We start from the raw sequence: 15,010 nt of genomic DNA, 5'->3' as shown, positions 1-15,010 counted from the left end.
GACCCTGCTCGCCCCGCAGTCGTGTGGTCTGAGCCTGCCACATCCATGCGTAACCTGAGAGACGTGGATCCGACGACTGCGGCACTTCTGGGTGGCTTCGTCGGCCTCGGGCTCGGCGGCGTCGCCGTCCTCGCCGTGCGGGCCACCGACCGGTCCCGGCGCAACGAGGTGGTCATCGCGCCCCCACCGGACCTTCCACCCGGGGTCGGCGAGGTCCTCTCCGTGCTCCGATCGAGCGGGATCGTCGTCGATCGTTCGGACCGGGTCGTCAACAACTCGCCCGCCGCGGTCGCCCACGGGCTGGTCCGCGGCCAGGAGGTCGTCCATCCTCAGCTGCTGCAGCTCGCCCGGGCCGTGCGCCGCGACGGCGTCATCCGCGAGGTCGAGCTCGACCTCCGGAAAGGCATCGGCGAAGGCACGGTCGTCGTGGCGGCTCGGGTCGCACCGCTCGGCGCGGACCACGTGCTGCTGCTCGTGGAGGACATTTCCCAGGCCCGGCGGGTCGAGGAGATCCGCCGGGACTTCCTCGCGAACGTCAGCCACGAGCTCAAGACCCCGGTCGGCGGCATCTCGCTCCTCGCCGAGGCCCTGCTCGACGCGTACGACGACCCCGAGGCGGTCCAGCGGTTCGCTGCGCGCATCGGCGTCGAGTCCCGGCGGCTCTCGAGCCTGGTCAAGGACATCGTCGAGCTGAGCCGGCTGCAGGGCGCCGACGTCGTCAAGGACCCCACCGTCGTCGACGTGGGGGCGGCGTCCGAGGACGCGGCCGAGCGCTACCGCCTGCTCGCTGAGGAGCACGGCATCGACGTCGCTGTCCAGGCCGAGACCGACTGCACCGTGTGGGGTGACCGTGACCTCGTCACGACCGCCATCGCGAACCTCATCGGCAACGCCATCGCCTACTCCGACGGGGGGACGCGGGTGGGTGTGGCGACCCGGCGGCGCCCCGGCGCGGTCATCGAGGTCGCCGTCACCGACCAGGGGCTGGGCATCGCCCCGGAGGAGCAGCAGCGGATCTTCGAGCGCTTCTACCGGGTCGACTCCGCCAGGTCCCGGGCCACGGGGGGCACCGGTCTCGGCCTCTCCATCGTCAAGCACGTCGTCGAGAACCACGGCGGCACCGTCGCCGTGTGGTCCCAGGTGGGCCGCGGCTCGACGTTCACCATCTCGCTGCCGGCAGCGCCGTCGGAGGGCGCCGCAGCCGGGGCGACAGCCCCCGACCAGTACGCTCCAGTTGAGTTCCACCCGGCCGGTCCGGCCAGATCCACGAGAGGTCAGCCTTGAGTCGAATCCTGATCGTCGAGGACGAGGTGTCGTTCTCCGACCCCTTGTCCTACCTGCTCCGCAAGGAGGGCTACGACGTCGCAGTGGCCGAGACCGGTCCTGACGGGCTCGCAGAGTTCGACAAGAACGGCGCCGACCTCGTCCTCCTCGACCTCATGCTTCCGGGCCTGTCCGGGATCGACGTCTGCCGAGCGCTCCGGCAGCGGTCCTCCGTGCCGGTCATCATGCTCACCGCCAAGGACAGCGAGATCGACAAGGTCGTGGGCCTCGAGATCGGCGCGGACGACTACGTCACCAAGCCGTACTCGAGCCGGGAGCTGCTCGCCCGCGTCAAGGCCGTCCTGCGCCGGCTCGCGGAGCCCGAGGACCTGCTGCCGCCGACCATCGAGGCGGGTCCGGTCCGGATGGACGTCGAGCGGCACACCGTGACGGTCAACGGGGCGCCGACGTCACTGCCGCTCAAGGAGTTCGAGCTGCTCGAGATGCTCCTGCGCAACTCTGGACGGGTCCTGACCCGGATGCAGCTCATCGACCGCGTGTGGGGCAGCGACTACGTCGGCGACACCAAGACCCTGGATGTGCACGTCAAGCGCCTGCGCGCGAAGGTCGAGCCCGACCCCGCCCGGCCGGTGCACATCGTCACCGTGCGCGGGCTCGGCTACAAGTTCGAGGCGCGCTGACGTCCCAGCCGTCCCGGTGCAGGTGGTGGGCGCGGACCGAGCCCAGCGGCATACGGCCGAGATGACGAAGGACCCCACCGCGGTGGGGCCCTTCGCTCGCTGTGGGGGTCGTGCTCAGCTGGTCGTCGCCGACGGCGTCTCGGTCGGCGTCCCCGTGGCCGAGGTCGTGGGCTGCGCGGTCGGCTCGGTCGGCTCGGTCGTCGGCGTGGTGGGCGCCGGGGTGGGCGCCGGCGGGGCGGTCAGGGTCGCGTAGGGCCCGGACGCGGTGACGACGGGGACGCTGACGATCGTCGTGCCACCGGGCCGGGTCGTGATGGACAGGGAGACGATGCTGCCCGGCTTGGCGTCGACGCCGTCGAAGTGGAGGCCCTTGGTGGCCAGGTTGAGCTGCTGGCGGGGGGCCACCTCGATCTCGGAGCCGGTGCCGGAAGCGGCGCCCTGGGGGGTGACCCGCAACGTCACGGGCTCGATGCCACCGTTGAAGGCGGCTCCGGAGACGACCGCCGTGCCCTCGCCGCTGCCGACGACGAGGAGGTCGCGGATCGCGAGGTCGCCCACGTCGGCGGACACGCCGTCCGCCGGCTCGTAGGGGACGTCGGTCTGGACGGGGTTGGCCACCATGCAGCCGCTCGCCAGGGCGGCGACGGCGAGCCCACCGAGGGCGGCCGCGACGCGGCGGGCGTGCGGGGCGGGCGCGGAGGTCTGGACGAGGAGTCGGCGGATCACGTCGACAGCCTACCGGCGGGCGGGCCGGGGGAGGGGAGGACCCGACGTGGCCGGGCTCGACGACCGGGACGGAGCACGGCGACGGCGTGGTTGTCAAGACGTGAACATGTGGCAAAGAAGCCACGTCCAAGCCTCTGACCTGCGCAGATGCGCTGGCGCGAGATCGCCGCTGTCGCCGTTCCGTGATAATCTGTAGGTCGCGAAAGGGGAAAACAGCACATGGTTTTCAAGGTCGGCGAGACGGTCGTGTACCCCCACCATGGGGCGGCACTGATCGAAGAGATCAACACACGCACGATCAAGGGAGAGGACAAGCTCTACCTCAAGCTCAAGGTAGCCCAAGGTGACCTGACGATCGAAGTCCCTGCGGAGAACTGCGACCTCGTGGGTGTCCGCGACGTCGTCGGCCAGGAAGGTCTCGACCGGGTCTTCGAGGTCCTCCGGGCCCCGCACACCGAGGAGCCGACCAACTGGTCCCGCCGCTACAAGGCCAACCTCGAGAAGCTCGCCTCGGGTGATGTGATCAAGGTGGCCGAGGTCGTTCGTGACCTGTGGCGCCGCGACCAGGACCGTGGACTGTCCGCTGGTGAGAAGCGGATGCTCGCCAAGGCCCGCCAGATCCTCGTGTCCGAGCTCGCGCTCGCCGAGAAGACGGACGAGGACAAGGCGGAGTCGATCCTCGACGAGGTTCTCGCCTCCTGATGCTGCCCGAGTCGGCGGCGGTCGGACTCATCGTCGTCGCCGCTGGTTCTGGTCGTCGTCTGGGCGCTGACGTGCCCAAGGCTTTCGTGCCCCTCGCGGGGGTGTCCCTCCTGGGGCACGCCCTGCGAGGGGCCTTGTCGTCCCCCGGGGTGGCCGAGGTCGTCGTCGTGGCGCCCCCCGGATGGACCGACGAAGCAGCAGCCGTATGCCGCTGGGCTCGCTCCCAGCCGAGCGCCGCGTCCGCGCCCGCCGCCGCCACTCGAAGGACCATCGGGGTGGTCCCCGGGGGGGCTGAGCGGGGCGACTCGGTCGCGGCCGGGCTCGCGGCGCTCTCCCCGGCGGTCTCGATCGTCCTCGTCCATGACGCCGCCCGCTGCCTGGCGCCGTCCACGGTGTTCGACCGCGTGGTCGCGGCCGTGCGCGAGGGTGCCGCTGCGGCCGTCCCCGGGGTCGCGGTCGTCGACACGATCAAGGAGGTGGACGCGACCGGGCGAGTGGTCGGCACTCCTGATCGGGCCCGGTTGCGCGCGGTCCAGACCCCCCAGGGCTTTCGTCGGGACGTCCTCGAGCGGGCTCACGCAGCCTCGAGCGACGCGACCGACGACGCGGGGCTCGTCGAGCGGCTCGGCGAGACGGTCGTCGTCGTCGCGGGGGACCCGCTCGCGTTCAAGGTGACGACCCCCGGCGACCTCGAGACGGCGGCCCGTATCCTCGCAGGGTGAGCGCTGACGAGAACGCACCGGCCACCGCCCTCATCACCGGAGGGGGCACCGGGATCGGCGCGGCGACGGCCCGCCGCCTGGCCGCCGAGGGTTTCCACGTCGTCATTGCCGGCCGTCGCCGCGAGCGCCTGGAGGAGACGGCGACGTCGATCAACGTGGATCATCCCGGCTCCGCGTCGGTGGCGGTCATGGACGTCACGTCCGACGACTCGGTCCGGGAGGCGGTCTCGGCCCTCGACCGGTGTGACGTCCTGGTCAACAACGCCGGTGGCGCGCTCGGGGTCAGCCGGGTGGAGGACGGCGATCTCAACGAGTGGCGCGAGATGTACGACTCGAACGTCCTCGGCACGGTCCGGGTGACCCAAGCGGTCCTGCCGTTGCTCCGGCGGTCCCCGCGGGCGACGATCGTCAACGTCAGCTCCATCGCCGGTGAGCTGGTCTACGAGGGCGGGGGCGGCTACACAGCGGCCAAGCACGGGACGTCGGTCATCTCGGAGACACTGCGGCTCGAGCTCAACGGCGAGCACATCCGGGTCACCGACCTCCGACCCGGGATGGTCCACACCGAGGGGTTCTCGTTGACCCGGCTCCACGGCGACCAGGCTGCGGCCGACAAGGTCTACGCGGGCGTCGACCGGCCGCTCGTCGCCGAGGACGTCGCCGAGTGCGTCGCGTTCGTCGTGGGGCTCCCGCAACACGTCAACATCGACGTCCTGACCGTGAAGCCGGTCGCGCAGGCTGCGCCGCACAAGATCCACCGGTCACCCATCGACTGGAAGTCCGAGGCGTGAGGTGAGCGGACTGCCCAGAGTCGGCATCGGGGTCGACGTCCACGCGTTCGCCCCCGAGGGATCGGACCGGCAGCTGTGGGTCGCCGGGCTCCTCTGGCCCGGGGAGCGCGGGCTCGAGGGCCACTCGGACGCCGACGTCGTGGCGCACGCCGCCTGTGATTCCCTCTTCTCCGCCGCCGGGATCGGCGACCTCGGTGCTCACTTCGGGACCGACCGGCCCGAGCTCGCCGGAGCCCCCGGAGTGACCCTGCTGGCCGAGGCGGTCCGGCTGGTGCGCCTCGCGGGTTTCACCATCGGCAACGTCGCGGTGCAGGTCGTCGGAAACCGCCCCAAGATCGGCAGCCGCCGCGACGAGGCCCAGCGCCTGCTCACCAAGGCGGTCGGTGCGCCCGTGTCCGTGAGCGGAACGACGACCGACGGGCTCGGGCTGACGGGGCGCAGCGAGGGGATCGCCGCCATCGCCACCGCCCTCGTGATCTACCGCCCCTGACGCATCGAAAGAGCACTTTCTCCCCTCATGCCCGAGGTGGGGTGGGTCGTGGACGGGGAGAAAGTGCTCTTTCGATGGGGGGGATGGCGAGAGGGCCCGCCCCTCGCGGGGCGGGCCCTCTCGTCGTGCCGGTCGATCAGTCGCTCACGGGGTGGGCGGCGTGATCTTGATCTGGGCGGCCCGGTTTCCGAATAGCTGCTTGGCGACGGTGACGAACGTGCCGTAGCCCGCGTCGGAGTCAGCCGGGTTGCCGGTGCCCGCCACGGTGAACCCGAAGTCGGCACCGTACAGATCGGTCACGGGCTTGCCGTCAGCGTCGACGATTCGGGTGGTGTACGGCGTGTTCTCGTACGACGGGACGACGACGGACGCATCGGCATCACGCCAGAAGAACCCGACGCCGGCCCGGAACTCCAGACCCGGGACCCAGCCCTTGTCGTCGGTGAAGGTCTTCACCGACGCCTGCGGGCCGAAGGTGTTGCACACCTCGGCGCCGTTCGCGTCGAGCTGGCACTCCTTGAACGGGTACGTCGGCCGGAGGCCGAACGCGGCGTTCGAGGACTGCGGCCGCGACGGCAGGTTCTTCAGCGTCGACGGGTCCGCAGCGCCGTTCGCGCCGGAACGACGGAGCGGGTCGTAGTGGCTGTCCACGATGAGCAGTCCGCCCTTGGCCCCACCACTCGGCAGCGCGGTGAGGTTGTTGAGCACGTGGTTGGCGTTGCCGTACGACGTGTCGCGATACCAGACGAGGGCACCGGGCGCGTTGTACTTGATCTTCTCGACCTTCCACTGGCCGTCGGCGTCGTTGTACGTCGTGTCGTAAGCGTACTTCAGGCCCTCGTCGAAGCCGTCGAAGTTGCGCCACTCGACGAGGTAGTACTGCGCCCGTGAGCTGGTGCCCGGGTCGATGACCCATCCGGCGCCGAGCGGCGAACCGGAAACGAAGGTGCTGGTGGCCGCCGTCCATTCGCCCAGGCCGCTCTCGACATCGTCGGACCACGTGGTCGCACCTGCGCCGGTGACCGAGAAGTCGTCGGCGAACCAGCCGCGCTCCAGGAAGGCCGCGTCCGTGGCGATCAGCAGGCGCACCTGCACCGTCTGTCCAGCGAAGCCGGACAGGTCGATGTAGTGGTGCTCCCAGCCGTCCGTGTGGCCGGTCAGGCCGTACTTCTTGCCGCCGTAGTCGGCCATGCGACCGTTCGGGTCGGAGTAGCCGTCAGCGGTCGTGAGAGCCACGCCGGCCTCGTCGTAGACCTTCTGCTCGGTCCACGTGGAGCCGCCGTCGGTCGAGACCTCGACGAAGCCGTAGTCCCAGTCCTCCTCGATGACGTAGTCGTTCCACATCCAGAACTTGGCGTCAGTGGCGTCCGGGACGTCGACGGTCCGGGTCAGGGTGTTCCTGGCCCAGTCCTGGTCGTTGTTGCTCCACCACATGTTGTCGCCGCTGTGCGGCGTTGCGAGGGTGACGACCTTGGTCGGCAGGTTGATCTTGACGCCGTCGGCCGTGCCCTTGAGCGGGCGGGAGTTCTGGCCGACGACGACCGACTTCGCGTCGTCCCCGGGGTTCATCTGGATCGGGTCGGCCCAGCCGAGGACCCACTTGTCCCAGAGGCCCATGTGGGTCGGCATCGACTGGAAGATCGGGCCCGAGTGCGAGCCAGAGCTCATCAGGTCCCAGAAGTCGACGTCGGAGTCGCCGCCGCTGCCGGTGTCGTACAGGTCGGGCAGGCCGAGGTCGTGGCCGTACTCGTGCGCGAAGACGCCGACTCCGGAGTCCTCAGGCTGCACGATGTAGTTCGACAGCTTCAGGTCCGTGCCGGGGATCGGGGCGCCGCCGGCGACGGCCGACGAGTGGGCCCAGATGGCGTAGGTGCCCTCCGCGCCGCCGCCGCCGGACTTGTCGGCCCCGGCGTGGACGAGCACGACGTGGTCGATGACGCCGTCGGGCTCGTCGTAGTTGCCGTCGCCGTCGATGTCGCCCTGGTCCTCGATGTCGTAGTCGGCCCACGGGAAATCGGGGTCCATCTCGGCGAGCTTGTTGACGGCGTCGATCGGCAGCTGTCCGGGCCCGATGGGGTTGTCCGGGTGGCCCTGCATGCCCTGGTAGGCGCCTGCCTCCCACTCGCCCTCGTCGTTCTCGGAGCAGCGGGTCGCGCCGTACCAGCCCTCGGAGTGGTCGACCTCGATCCACGGGGTCGCCTCACCGCTCACGGTGTAGGCGCCCTTGGACATCTCCTCGTACATCGCCTTCATCGTGTAGCCGGAGATGTCGATGCCGGGCTCGCCGTCGGGACCCGTGAGGTCCGGACGGACGCGTTCGGTGATGCCCTCGTCGGTGAAGAGCATCTTGTCGAAGTGCTCGGAGGAGAAGTCCTCGACCCAGAACGAGTTGTTGTCCTCGGCCTTCGTCGGGTCAGCCGGGTTCGGGATGTTGTTGTGCAGCGGCCCGTTGACCACCTCGCCCAACTTGCAGGTGGTGGCGCCCCAGTACTCGGGCACATAGAGGTCGGAGAAGTCGTCGTCGGCGTTCTCGTTGAACTCGACGAGGATCGTCAGGAGCTTGGCCTCCTGCCTCGACTCGGCGTTCTTGTACTCCTTGTTCTTGATCTGCTTCGGGCTCTTGCCGGTCTTGATCGCCTTGGCCTCGAGCTTGGCCAGCTCATGGGCCGTGACCGGGTTGCCCTGCGCGTGCTTCCGGTCGAACGCCTCACCGCGAGCAATGACGTCCTGGACATCGACCTTCTTGCCCTTGCCCAGCGTCCCGATGACCTTGTCGTTGGCGTAGGCACGCTCGACCTGCGGCGCGGCGTAGTTGATGTAGTAGCCGCTTGACTCCGGCGCGCCGGTGGGCGCGTCGGCGGGTGCCGCAGTCGCAGCCCCGGACATCGATGTCGCAGCCAGACCAGCGGCTGCGAGTGCGATGACGGGGACGACAGCGACGGCGCGTCGGCGATGGCGCGCGATCGTGCTGTTCCTCATGAGCTCTCCCTTGGATTCCGACGCCTCCCCAGACGTCGACGAGTGGGCTGAATCACACAACCCGCTCGTGATCCTGCCCGATGAAGCGCCTGAACGGTGCGCTAGACACCCGGCAGTTGGGGGCTGCCGCCCCGAGCTCGGTCGGAACGGAGGAGCCGGTCCGCGCCGATAGACTCACGCGAGTGAGTCTCCATCTGTTCGACACCGCCACCCGTGAGCTGCGCGCATTCGTCCCGCGCGAGAGCGGCAAGGTCGGCATGTACATCTGTGGGCTCACCACCCAGGGCGCGCCGCACATCGGCCACATCCGCTTCGCCGTCGCGTTCGACGTCCTGCGGCGCTGGCTCGAGACGGCCCACGACTACCACGTGACCCTGATCCGCAACGTCACCGACATCGACGACAAGGTGCTGCGCAAGGCGGCCGACGCCGGCGAGGACTGGTTCGCGCTGACCTACCGCAACGAGCGCCTGACGACGGATGCCCTCGACGCGCTGGGCGTCAAGCCGGCCACGTACGAGCCGCGCGCGACGGGCCACGTGCCCGACATGGTCGCCCTGATGGAGACCCTCATCGAGAAGGGCCACGCCTACGCCGCGCCGGACGGGTCCGGTGACGTCTACTTCGACGTCCGGTCGTGGCCCGACTACGGCTCCCTGTCGAACCAGTCGCTCGACGACATGGTCGCGGCCGAGGACGCCGACCCCCGCGGCAAGCGCGACCCGCGCGACTTCGCGCTGTGGAAGGGACGCAAGTCCGACGAGCCGCTCAGCGCCTCGTGGCCCACGCCGTTCGGTTCCGGGCGCCCCGGCTGGCACCTCGAGTGCTCGGCCATGGCCCGGCGCTGGCTGGGCGACGAGTTCGACATCCACGGCGGCGGCATCGACCTGCGCTTCCCGCACCACGAGAACGAGCAGGCGCAGTCGCGGGCGGCGGGCCTCGGCTTCGCCCGCTACTGGCTGCACAACGCCTGGGTCACCGTCAAGGGCGAGAAGATGGGCAAGTCGCTCGGCAACGCCCTCGAGGTGCGCCACCTGCTCGAGCACACGCGGCCGCTCGTCCTGCGCTACTACCTCACCGCCGCGCACTACCGCTCGACGATCGAGTACCACTCGGGCTCGCTCGACGAGGCAGCCGCGGCGGTCGAGCGCATCGAGGGCTTCCTCGAGCGCGCCGCGCGCCGCGGCGAGATCACGTCGCCGACCGACGCGGCGGCTGCCCGCGCGGTCCTCCCGCCCGAGTTCGTCGAGGCGATGGACGACGACCTCGGCGTCTCCGGAGCCCTCGCCGCAGTGCACGACACGGTTCGGGCCGGCAACGTCGCGCTGGAGGAGGGCGACGACGACGCGGCGCTCGCGGCGGCAGTTCGAGTGGTCGCGATGACCGACGTGCTCGGCATCAACCCACTGGCACCCAACTGGGCCACGTCCCAGGACGCGACGACGACCGCCGTCGAGGTGGCTCTCGACGCGCTGGTCCGGGCGCGGCTCGAGGAGCGTCAGTCCGCCCGCCAGGAGCGTGACTTCGCGCGCGCCGATGCGATCCGCGACGAGCTCGCGGCCGTCGGTGTCGCCATCACCGACACGCCCGCCGGCGCACAGTGGGCGCTCGTTCGCACCAACGGGTCCGGACCGCCCAGCGGCACCGGCAAGGAAGGCTGACATGCCAGGTAACTCCCAGCGCCGCGGCGCAGTGCGCAAGGGCGGCAAGAAGCCCGCCGCCGGCTCCGGCGGACAACGTCGCCGAGGGCTCGAGGGGAAGGGCCCCACCCCCAAGGCCGTCGACCGCGAGTACCACCCGGCGCACCAGCGCGCCAAGGGGGCGGCCAAGGGGAGCGTGGGCCCTCGCGGATCGAGTGCGCCGTCACGCGGGCCCCGCCGCACCAAGGGGTCGAGCGAGATCGTCGCCGGCCGCAACTCCGTCGTCGAGGCGCTCCGGGCCGACATCCCCGTGTCGACGATGTTCGTCGCGACCCGGATCGACTCCGACGACCGGGTCAAGGAGGCACTCAAGCTCGCCACCGAGCGCGGACTGCCCATCCTCGAGGCGCCGCGCGGGGAGCTCGACCGGCTCACCGACGGAGCCGTCCACCAAGGCCTCGCGCTCCAGGTGCCTCCGTACGAGTACGCCGACCCGCGTGACCTCGTCGACCCCGAGCAGCCGGGTGTCCCCCTGATCGTCGCGCTCGACGGCATCACCGACCCTCGCAACCTCGGCGCGATCGTCCGGTCGGTGGCGGCGTTCGGTGGGCACGGGGTCGTCGTCCCCGAGCGCCGCTCCGTGGGGATGACGGCCTCGGCCTGGAAGACCTCCGCCGGAGCCGCGGCTCGCATCCCGGTCGCCAAGGCCGGGAACCTCACCCGGGCCCTCGAGGACTTCAAGCGGGCCGGCTTCTTCGTCCTCGGGCTCGACATGGACGGCGACGTGCAGCTGCCCGACCTCACCCTGGCTGCCGAGCCCCTCGTCGTCGTGACCGGCTCGGAAGGCAAGGGCCTGTCCCGACTGGTCCGCGAGACGTGCGACCAGATCGTCTCCATCCCGATGAGCTCGGCCGTCGAGTCGCTCAACGCGGGTCTGGCGACCGGCGTCGCGCTCTATGAGATCGCCCGCCAGCGCCGCCGTTGACGGGAGGGCGGGAGGCGCCTGAGGGGGCCTGCTCCGGGGACCGAGCCCAGCGGCATACGCTGTGGTGCGAGGCACTCCCGGCTCGCTGAGCGACTGCTCCTGCTGGGTGTTAGGGTCTCCTACGACGCGTAGTAACAGACTGGATGGGGTGCCCCGTGGGGAAGAGCAATCGCGCCGAGGTGACCGCGCGCGCTGCGGAGATGCGTGCCGCGCAGGCGCGCAAGGAGCGGCAGCAGAAGCAGATGATCGCGGCCGCCGTGGCGGTGGTCGTCGTCATCATCGCCGTGGCGGTCGGCGTCGCCATCGCCAACAACAAGAGCACGGGCGATCCGGGCGCCACGACGACAGGCTCGGCCGCCGCGTTCATCCCCAAGCTCGCCGCGATCCCCGCCGCGACCTTCGACGCCGCAGGTGCGCCTGCTGACGCCAACGCCATTCCGCAGAAGGTCGAAGGTGGCCAGGTCCTCACCGCGGACGGCAAGCCCCGGATGATCTACGTCGGCGCCGAGTTCTGCCCCTACTGCGCCTCCGAACGGTGGGCGATCGTCGCCGCGCTGTCCCGCTTCGGCTCCTTCGAGGGGCTTGCGCCGACCCGCTCCGCGACGAACGACGGCAACATCCCCACCATCACCTTCACCAAGTCGACCTACACGAGCGACTACCTGACGTTCAATGCCTGGGAGACCAAGGACCGGGAGTTCAAGCCGCTCCAGACCCTCCCCGCCGACGTCGACGCGCTGTTCAAGCGGTACAACCCCGAGGGCGGTATCCCGTGGACGTTCTACGGGACGCACGAGCTGCCCGGCTCCGGGATCCCGCTCCAGCCGTTCCTCGAGCACACCGGTGACAACGGGTGGAACGAGATCGTCGCCCAGATGGAGACCGGCACCGGCAACGTGGGCAAGTCCGTCGACGCGAGCGCCAACATGATCGCCGCGCAGGTGTGCCAGCTGACCGGCGGCCAGCCGGCCAACGTCTGCACCAGCACCGGCGTCACGGCAGCGGCGGCCCTGGTCCAGAAGTGATGCTTCGACCGCGGTGGCTCGTCCCCACCTCGCTCGCCCTCTCGGTGGTGGGGCTGCTCGTCTCGGCCTACCTGACCTTCGAGCACTACACGGGCAACGAGACTCTCGCCTGCACGGTCACCGACGTCGTCGACTGCGCCAAGGTCACCGAGAGCGCGTGGTCGACGTTCCTCGGGGTCCCAGTGGCTCTGCTGGGCCTGCTCTTCTTCGTCGCCGTGACCGTGCTCATGCTCCCGTCGGTGTGGCGTCGCCCTGAGCCGTGGCTCGACCGGGCTCGGCTCGGGCTGCTCACGGTCGGCCTGGCGATGGCGCTCTACCTCGTGTGGGCCGAGCTCTTCCGGATCTACGCGATCTGCCTGTGGTGCACCGTCGTCCACGTGGCGACGTTCGCGCTGTGGATCGTCGTCCTCTTCGGGCAGATCCTCTCGGTCCCCGCCGGCGCGGCAGCGGAGGTGGCGCGGGACGACGATCCCGACGCGGCGCCGCGCTCGGCGAAGCGGTAGCGCGTCAGTCGTCCCAGGCGATGACGGGCATCTCCACGGTGTCCACGCCGACGACCGACTTCTCGATCGGCTTGCCGGGCAGGACCGTGGCGACGTAGTCGGCCAGGGCTTCCTCGATGGGCATGTCGTGGCCGGCGCGCTCGCTGAGATACCACCGGTGCTCGAGCACCTCGTGGAAGATCTCGGCCGGCTCGAGCCGTCCGGTGAGCTCCCGCGGCACCGCCCGGGTGACCGGCTCGTACACCTTCGCCAGCCACTCGTGGGCCACGATCTCCTCGTCGTCGCCCTGCCGGTCCGTGGCCGCGGCGTACGCGTCGAGGTCGTTGAGGAGCCGGCGGGCCTGGTTCTCGCCGACATCGAGGCCGGTGAGGCGCAGCAGCCGTCGTGAGTGGTGCCCGGCGTCCACGACCTTCGGGGTGATCTGGATCTGGGTGCCGCCGATGTCGGTCGTGATCGACAGCTCGTCGACGTCGAAGCCGAGTTCGTTGAGCTGCCGGATCCGCTCGTCCACCCGCCACCGGTCACCGGCCTCGAACCGCTGGGTCCCCGTCAGCGCCTCCCACAGCGAGTGGTAGCGCTCGATGACCGAGCTGGCGACCTCGAACGGGTCGGCCTGCTCCTCGAGGAAGCCGCCGGCCTCCAGGTCCATCAGCTCGCCCGCGATGTTGACCTGGGCGATGTCGAGGTCGTGCTGTCGCTGGCCGTCGCTGAGGTGCTGGTGCAGCTCGCCGGTCTCGGCGTCGACGAGGTAGGCCGCGAACGCTCCGGCGTCCCGTCGGAACAGGGTGTTGGACAGCGAGACGTCGCCCCACCAGAAGCCCTCGAGGTGGAGCCGGACGAGGAGCAGGGCCAGCGCGTCCATGAGGCGCACCGCGGTGTCGGGCCGCAGCGACTGGCTGTACAGCGCCCGATAGGGCAGCGAGTACTGCAGGTGGCGGGTGACGAGGCACGAGTCGAGGGGGGTGCCGTCCGCGGCGACCCGGCCGTGGACGACGCCGAAGGGCTCGACCGAGGGCACGTCGAGGCGCCGCAGGTTGCGCAGCATGACGTACTCGCGGTCCGCCAGCTCGGACTTGATCTCCTTGACGGCCAGGACGCGGCTGCCGAGCCGGACGAAACGCACGACGTGCCGTGAGATCCCGCGAGGCAGCGCGGCCAGCACGGATTCGGGCCAGTCCTCCAACGGGGTGGACCAGGGCAGGTCGAGCAGTGCCGACTCCGGCCGGGCCGTGGTGATCGCGAGGCTCACCGCCCCATCGTGGCACGCTGCCCATCGAAAGAGCAGTTCGTCCGTCCCCGATCGAAGGAGCAGTTCGTCCCTGACTCTGCCGTATGCCGCTGGGCTCGCAGGCGATCGAAAGAGCACTCTGTCCACAGCGGGCTCTCCTGCCCCGCAGCGGACGGGCCTTCTCCGGCACGATCGAGTGCGTGCCTGTGAGCCTGCCACGACCCCTGAGACATCGACCGTTCACCCCCGACATGGCAACCGTGTGGGGACTGACCCGACGCCAGGTCTACGCCTTGGACCTCGAGTCACCGCTCCGGGGAGTCCGGACCGTGCAACCGGCGGAGTCGCTCCACGCCAGGTGCGCCGCCGCCTCGCTGGTGCTGGAGTGCCATGCGTTCTCACACGTGACAGCGGCACGTCTGCACGGCCTCCCGTTACCGCGTGCCCTGGACGACGACCGACGGTTGCACGTCATGCGGGATGCACGAGACGGAGCCGTCAGGCGCGAGAACGTCGTCGGACACCGCGGACTGCTCGAGCGAGACGTCGTCGGCCTGCACGGTCTTGCCGTGGTCGGGTTGGCGGACACCTGGGTCGATTTCGGGGAGCTCATCAGGCCCGGTGTCCCCTTCGGCCTCGACGACCTCGTGGTCCTGGGGGACGCGGTGGCAACGACGCTCGGCTCCGTGGACCCGCTGCACGAGGCCTTGGCGGCGAGGGTGCGACCACGGGGCAAGCTGACCCTCTTGGAGGCGCTCGAGTGGATCCGGGTTGGCTCGGAGTCAGCAGGTGAGACGCGAACTCGCTTGGTGCTCAGTCGAGCTGGCCTCCCGGAACCTGAGCTCAACGTCCCGATCTGCTCCAGCACGGGCAGGTGGCTCGGTCGTCCGGACATGCGGTGGCCGGAGCAGCGGGTGCTCCTGGAGTACCAGGGCCGCGAGTTCCACGACAGCGAGGACCAGCGGGCCCTCGACGCGGTGCGGTTCGCTGGCTTCGAAGAGGACTGCTGGACGGTGGTCGCCACGTGGAACGATGACGTCAACAGCGACGAGGCGCGATCGCGGCTGGTTCTGCGGATGGCGGACCTCCTCGACCGTCCGGTCGAGTCCCTGCACCTGAGTGAGATCCACCCGCGGTTCTTCAGCACCCGAATGCTTCAGCTCGCGGAACTGCGTGCACGCCGGTTGCGCCACCACGGTGGCTGAGGACCAAGCCGGGCACGAACTGCTCTTTCGATGCGGAGTGAGCCCAGCGG

14 protein-coding genes are annotated in these 15,010 nt (G+C 70.2%); 11 read left to right on the top strand and 3 right to left on the bottom strand.

The features are described from left to right. Positions 1-63 precede the first annotated feature (63 nt). Together INTCA_RS14820 and INTCA_RS14815 are read left to right on the top strand one after the other, a co-directional pair. Positions 64-1,284: a sensor histidine kinase gene (locus INTCA_RS14820; RefSeq protein ID WP_148236614.1), complete on the top strand. Its 1,221-nt coding sequence runs from the start codon at positions 64-66 to the stop codon at positions 1,282-1,284. Beyond that, a complete protein-coding gene (locus tag INTCA_RS14815; RefSeq protein ID WP_013493736.1) occupies positions 1,281-1,964 on the top strand; it encodes a response regulator transcription factor in 684 nt (227 codons plus the stop codon). Before INTCA_RS14820 ends, INTCA_RS14815 begins: the two co-directional genes overlap by 4 nt. 114 nt (positions 1,965-2,078) lie before the next feature. Here INTCA_RS14815 and INTCA_RS14810 read toward each other — a convergent pair whose 3' ends face one another. Next, the gene (locus tag INTCA_RS14810) at positions 2,079-2,690 is read right to left on the bottom strand and encodes a hypothetical protein (RefSeq protein WP_013493735.1); all 612 of its coding nucleotides are present in this window, start codon (positions 2,688-2,690) and stop codon (positions 2,079-2,081) included. A 219-nt stretch (positions 2,691-2,909) separates the two neighbouring features. Here INTCA_RS14810 and INTCA_RS14805 point away from each other — a divergent pair, with 219 nt between their 5' ends. From INTCA_RS14805 to ispF, 4 genes are read left to right on the top strand one after another with little or no spacing between them, the layout of a single operon-like run. After that, the gene (locus tag INTCA_RS14805) at positions 2,910-3,392 is read left to right on the top strand and encodes a CarD family transcriptional regulator (RefSeq protein WP_013493734.1); all 483 of its coding nucleotides are present in this window, start codon (positions 2,910-2,912) and stop codon (positions 3,390-3,392) included. Further along, positions 3,392-4,114, top strand: a complete 723-nt coding sequence (ispD, locus tag INTCA_RS14800; RefSeq protein WP_013493733.1) for a 2-C-methyl-D-erythritol 4-phosphate cytidylyltransferase — start codon at positions 3,392-3,394, stop codon at positions 4,112-4,114. The genes INTCA_RS14805 and ispD overlap by 1 nt, the downstream gene beginning before the upstream one ends. Next, positions 4,111-4,905 carry an SDR family NAD(P)-dependent oxidoreductase gene (locus INTCA_RS14795; protein WP_013493732.1) on the top strand — a complete coding sequence of 265 codons (795 nt, stop codon included), beginning with the start codon at positions 4,111-4,113 and terminating at the stop codon, positions 4,903-4,905. The genes ispD and INTCA_RS14795 overlap by 4 nt, the downstream gene beginning before the upstream one ends. Position 4,906: 1 nt before the next feature. Beyond that, positions 4,907-5,395 carry a 2-C-methyl-D-erythritol 2,4-cyclodiphosphate synthase gene (ispF, locus tag INTCA_RS14790; protein ID WP_013493731.1) on the top strand — a complete coding sequence of 163 codons (489 nt, stop codon included), beginning with the start codon at positions 4,907-4,909 and terminating at the stop codon, positions 5,393-5,395. A 144-nt stretch (positions 5,396-5,539) separates the two neighbouring features. On the opposite strand, the gene INTCA_RS14785 is transcribed toward ispF, so the two are convergent. Then, a complete protein-coding gene (locus INTCA_RS14785) occupies positions 5,540-8,374 on the bottom strand; it encodes an immune inhibitor A domain-containing protein (protein ID WP_013493730.1) in 2,835 nt (944 codons plus the stop codon). Positions 8,375-8,556: 182 nt separating this feature from the next. Here INTCA_RS14785 and cysS point away from each other — a divergent pair, with 182 nt between their 5' ends. The 4 genes from cysS to INTCA_RS14765 all read left to right on the top strand — a co-directional run bounded on the left by cysS (position 8,557) and on the right by INTCA_RS14765 (position 12,527). Further along, positions 8,557-10,035, top strand: coding sequence for a cysteine--tRNA ligase (gene cysS / locus INTCA_RS14780; RefSeq protein WP_013493729.1), 1,479 nt, complete (start codon positions 8,557-8,559; stop codon positions 10,033-10,035). A 1-nt stretch (position 10,036) separates the two neighbouring features. Next, positions 10,037-10,999 carry a 23S rRNA (guanosine(2251)-2'-O)-methyltransferase RlmB gene (rlmB, locus tag INTCA_RS14775; protein ID WP_013493728.1) on the top strand — a complete coding sequence of 321 codons (963 nt, stop codon included), beginning with the start codon at positions 10,037-10,039 and terminating at the stop codon, positions 10,997-10,999. Between the two features lie 155 nt (positions 11,000-11,154). After that, on the top strand, positions 11,155-12,024 hold the full coding sequence (locus tag INTCA_RS14770; protein WP_041307794.1) for a DUF929 family protein: 870 nt from the start codon (positions 11,155-11,157) through the stop codon (positions 12,022-12,024). Continuing rightward, complete coding sequence (locus INTCA_RS14765) at positions 12,024-12,527, top strand: vitamin K epoxide reductase family protein (RefSeq protein ID WP_013493726.1); 504 nt, start codon at positions 12,024-12,026, stop codon at positions 12,525-12,527. The genes INTCA_RS14770 and INTCA_RS14765 overlap by 1 nt, the downstream gene beginning before the upstream one ends. A 4-nt stretch (positions 12,528-12,531) precedes the next feature. Here the strand turns inward: INTCA_RS14765 and INTCA_RS14760 are convergent, their stop codons facing one another. Further along, positions 12,532-13,776 (bottom strand): DUF4032 domain-containing protein, encoded by a 1,245-nt coding sequence (locus INTCA_RS14760; protein ID WP_013493725.1) that lies wholly within the window; start codon positions 13,774-13,776, stop codon positions 12,532-12,534. A gap of 230 nt (positions 13,777-14,006) precedes the next feature. On the opposite strand from INTCA_RS14760, the gene INTCA_RS14755 reads away from it, so the two are divergent. Further along, complete coding sequence (locus tag INTCA_RS14755) at positions 14,007-14,960, top strand: hypothetical protein (RefSeq protein ID WP_013493724.1); 954 nt, start codon at positions 14,007-14,009, stop codon at positions 14,958-14,960. The last annotated feature ends 50 nt before the right edge of the window (positions 14,961-15,010 follow it).

The organism is Intrasporangium calvum DSM 43043 (assembly GCF_000184685.1).
In the GTDB taxonomy this organism is placed as follows: domain Bacteria; phylum Actinomycetota; class Actinomycetes; order Actinomycetales; family Dermatophilaceae; genus Intrasporangium; species Intrasporangium calvum.
Note: the sequence above shows the minus strand (reverse complement) of the source record. Positions and strands in the feature narration are given on the sequence as shown.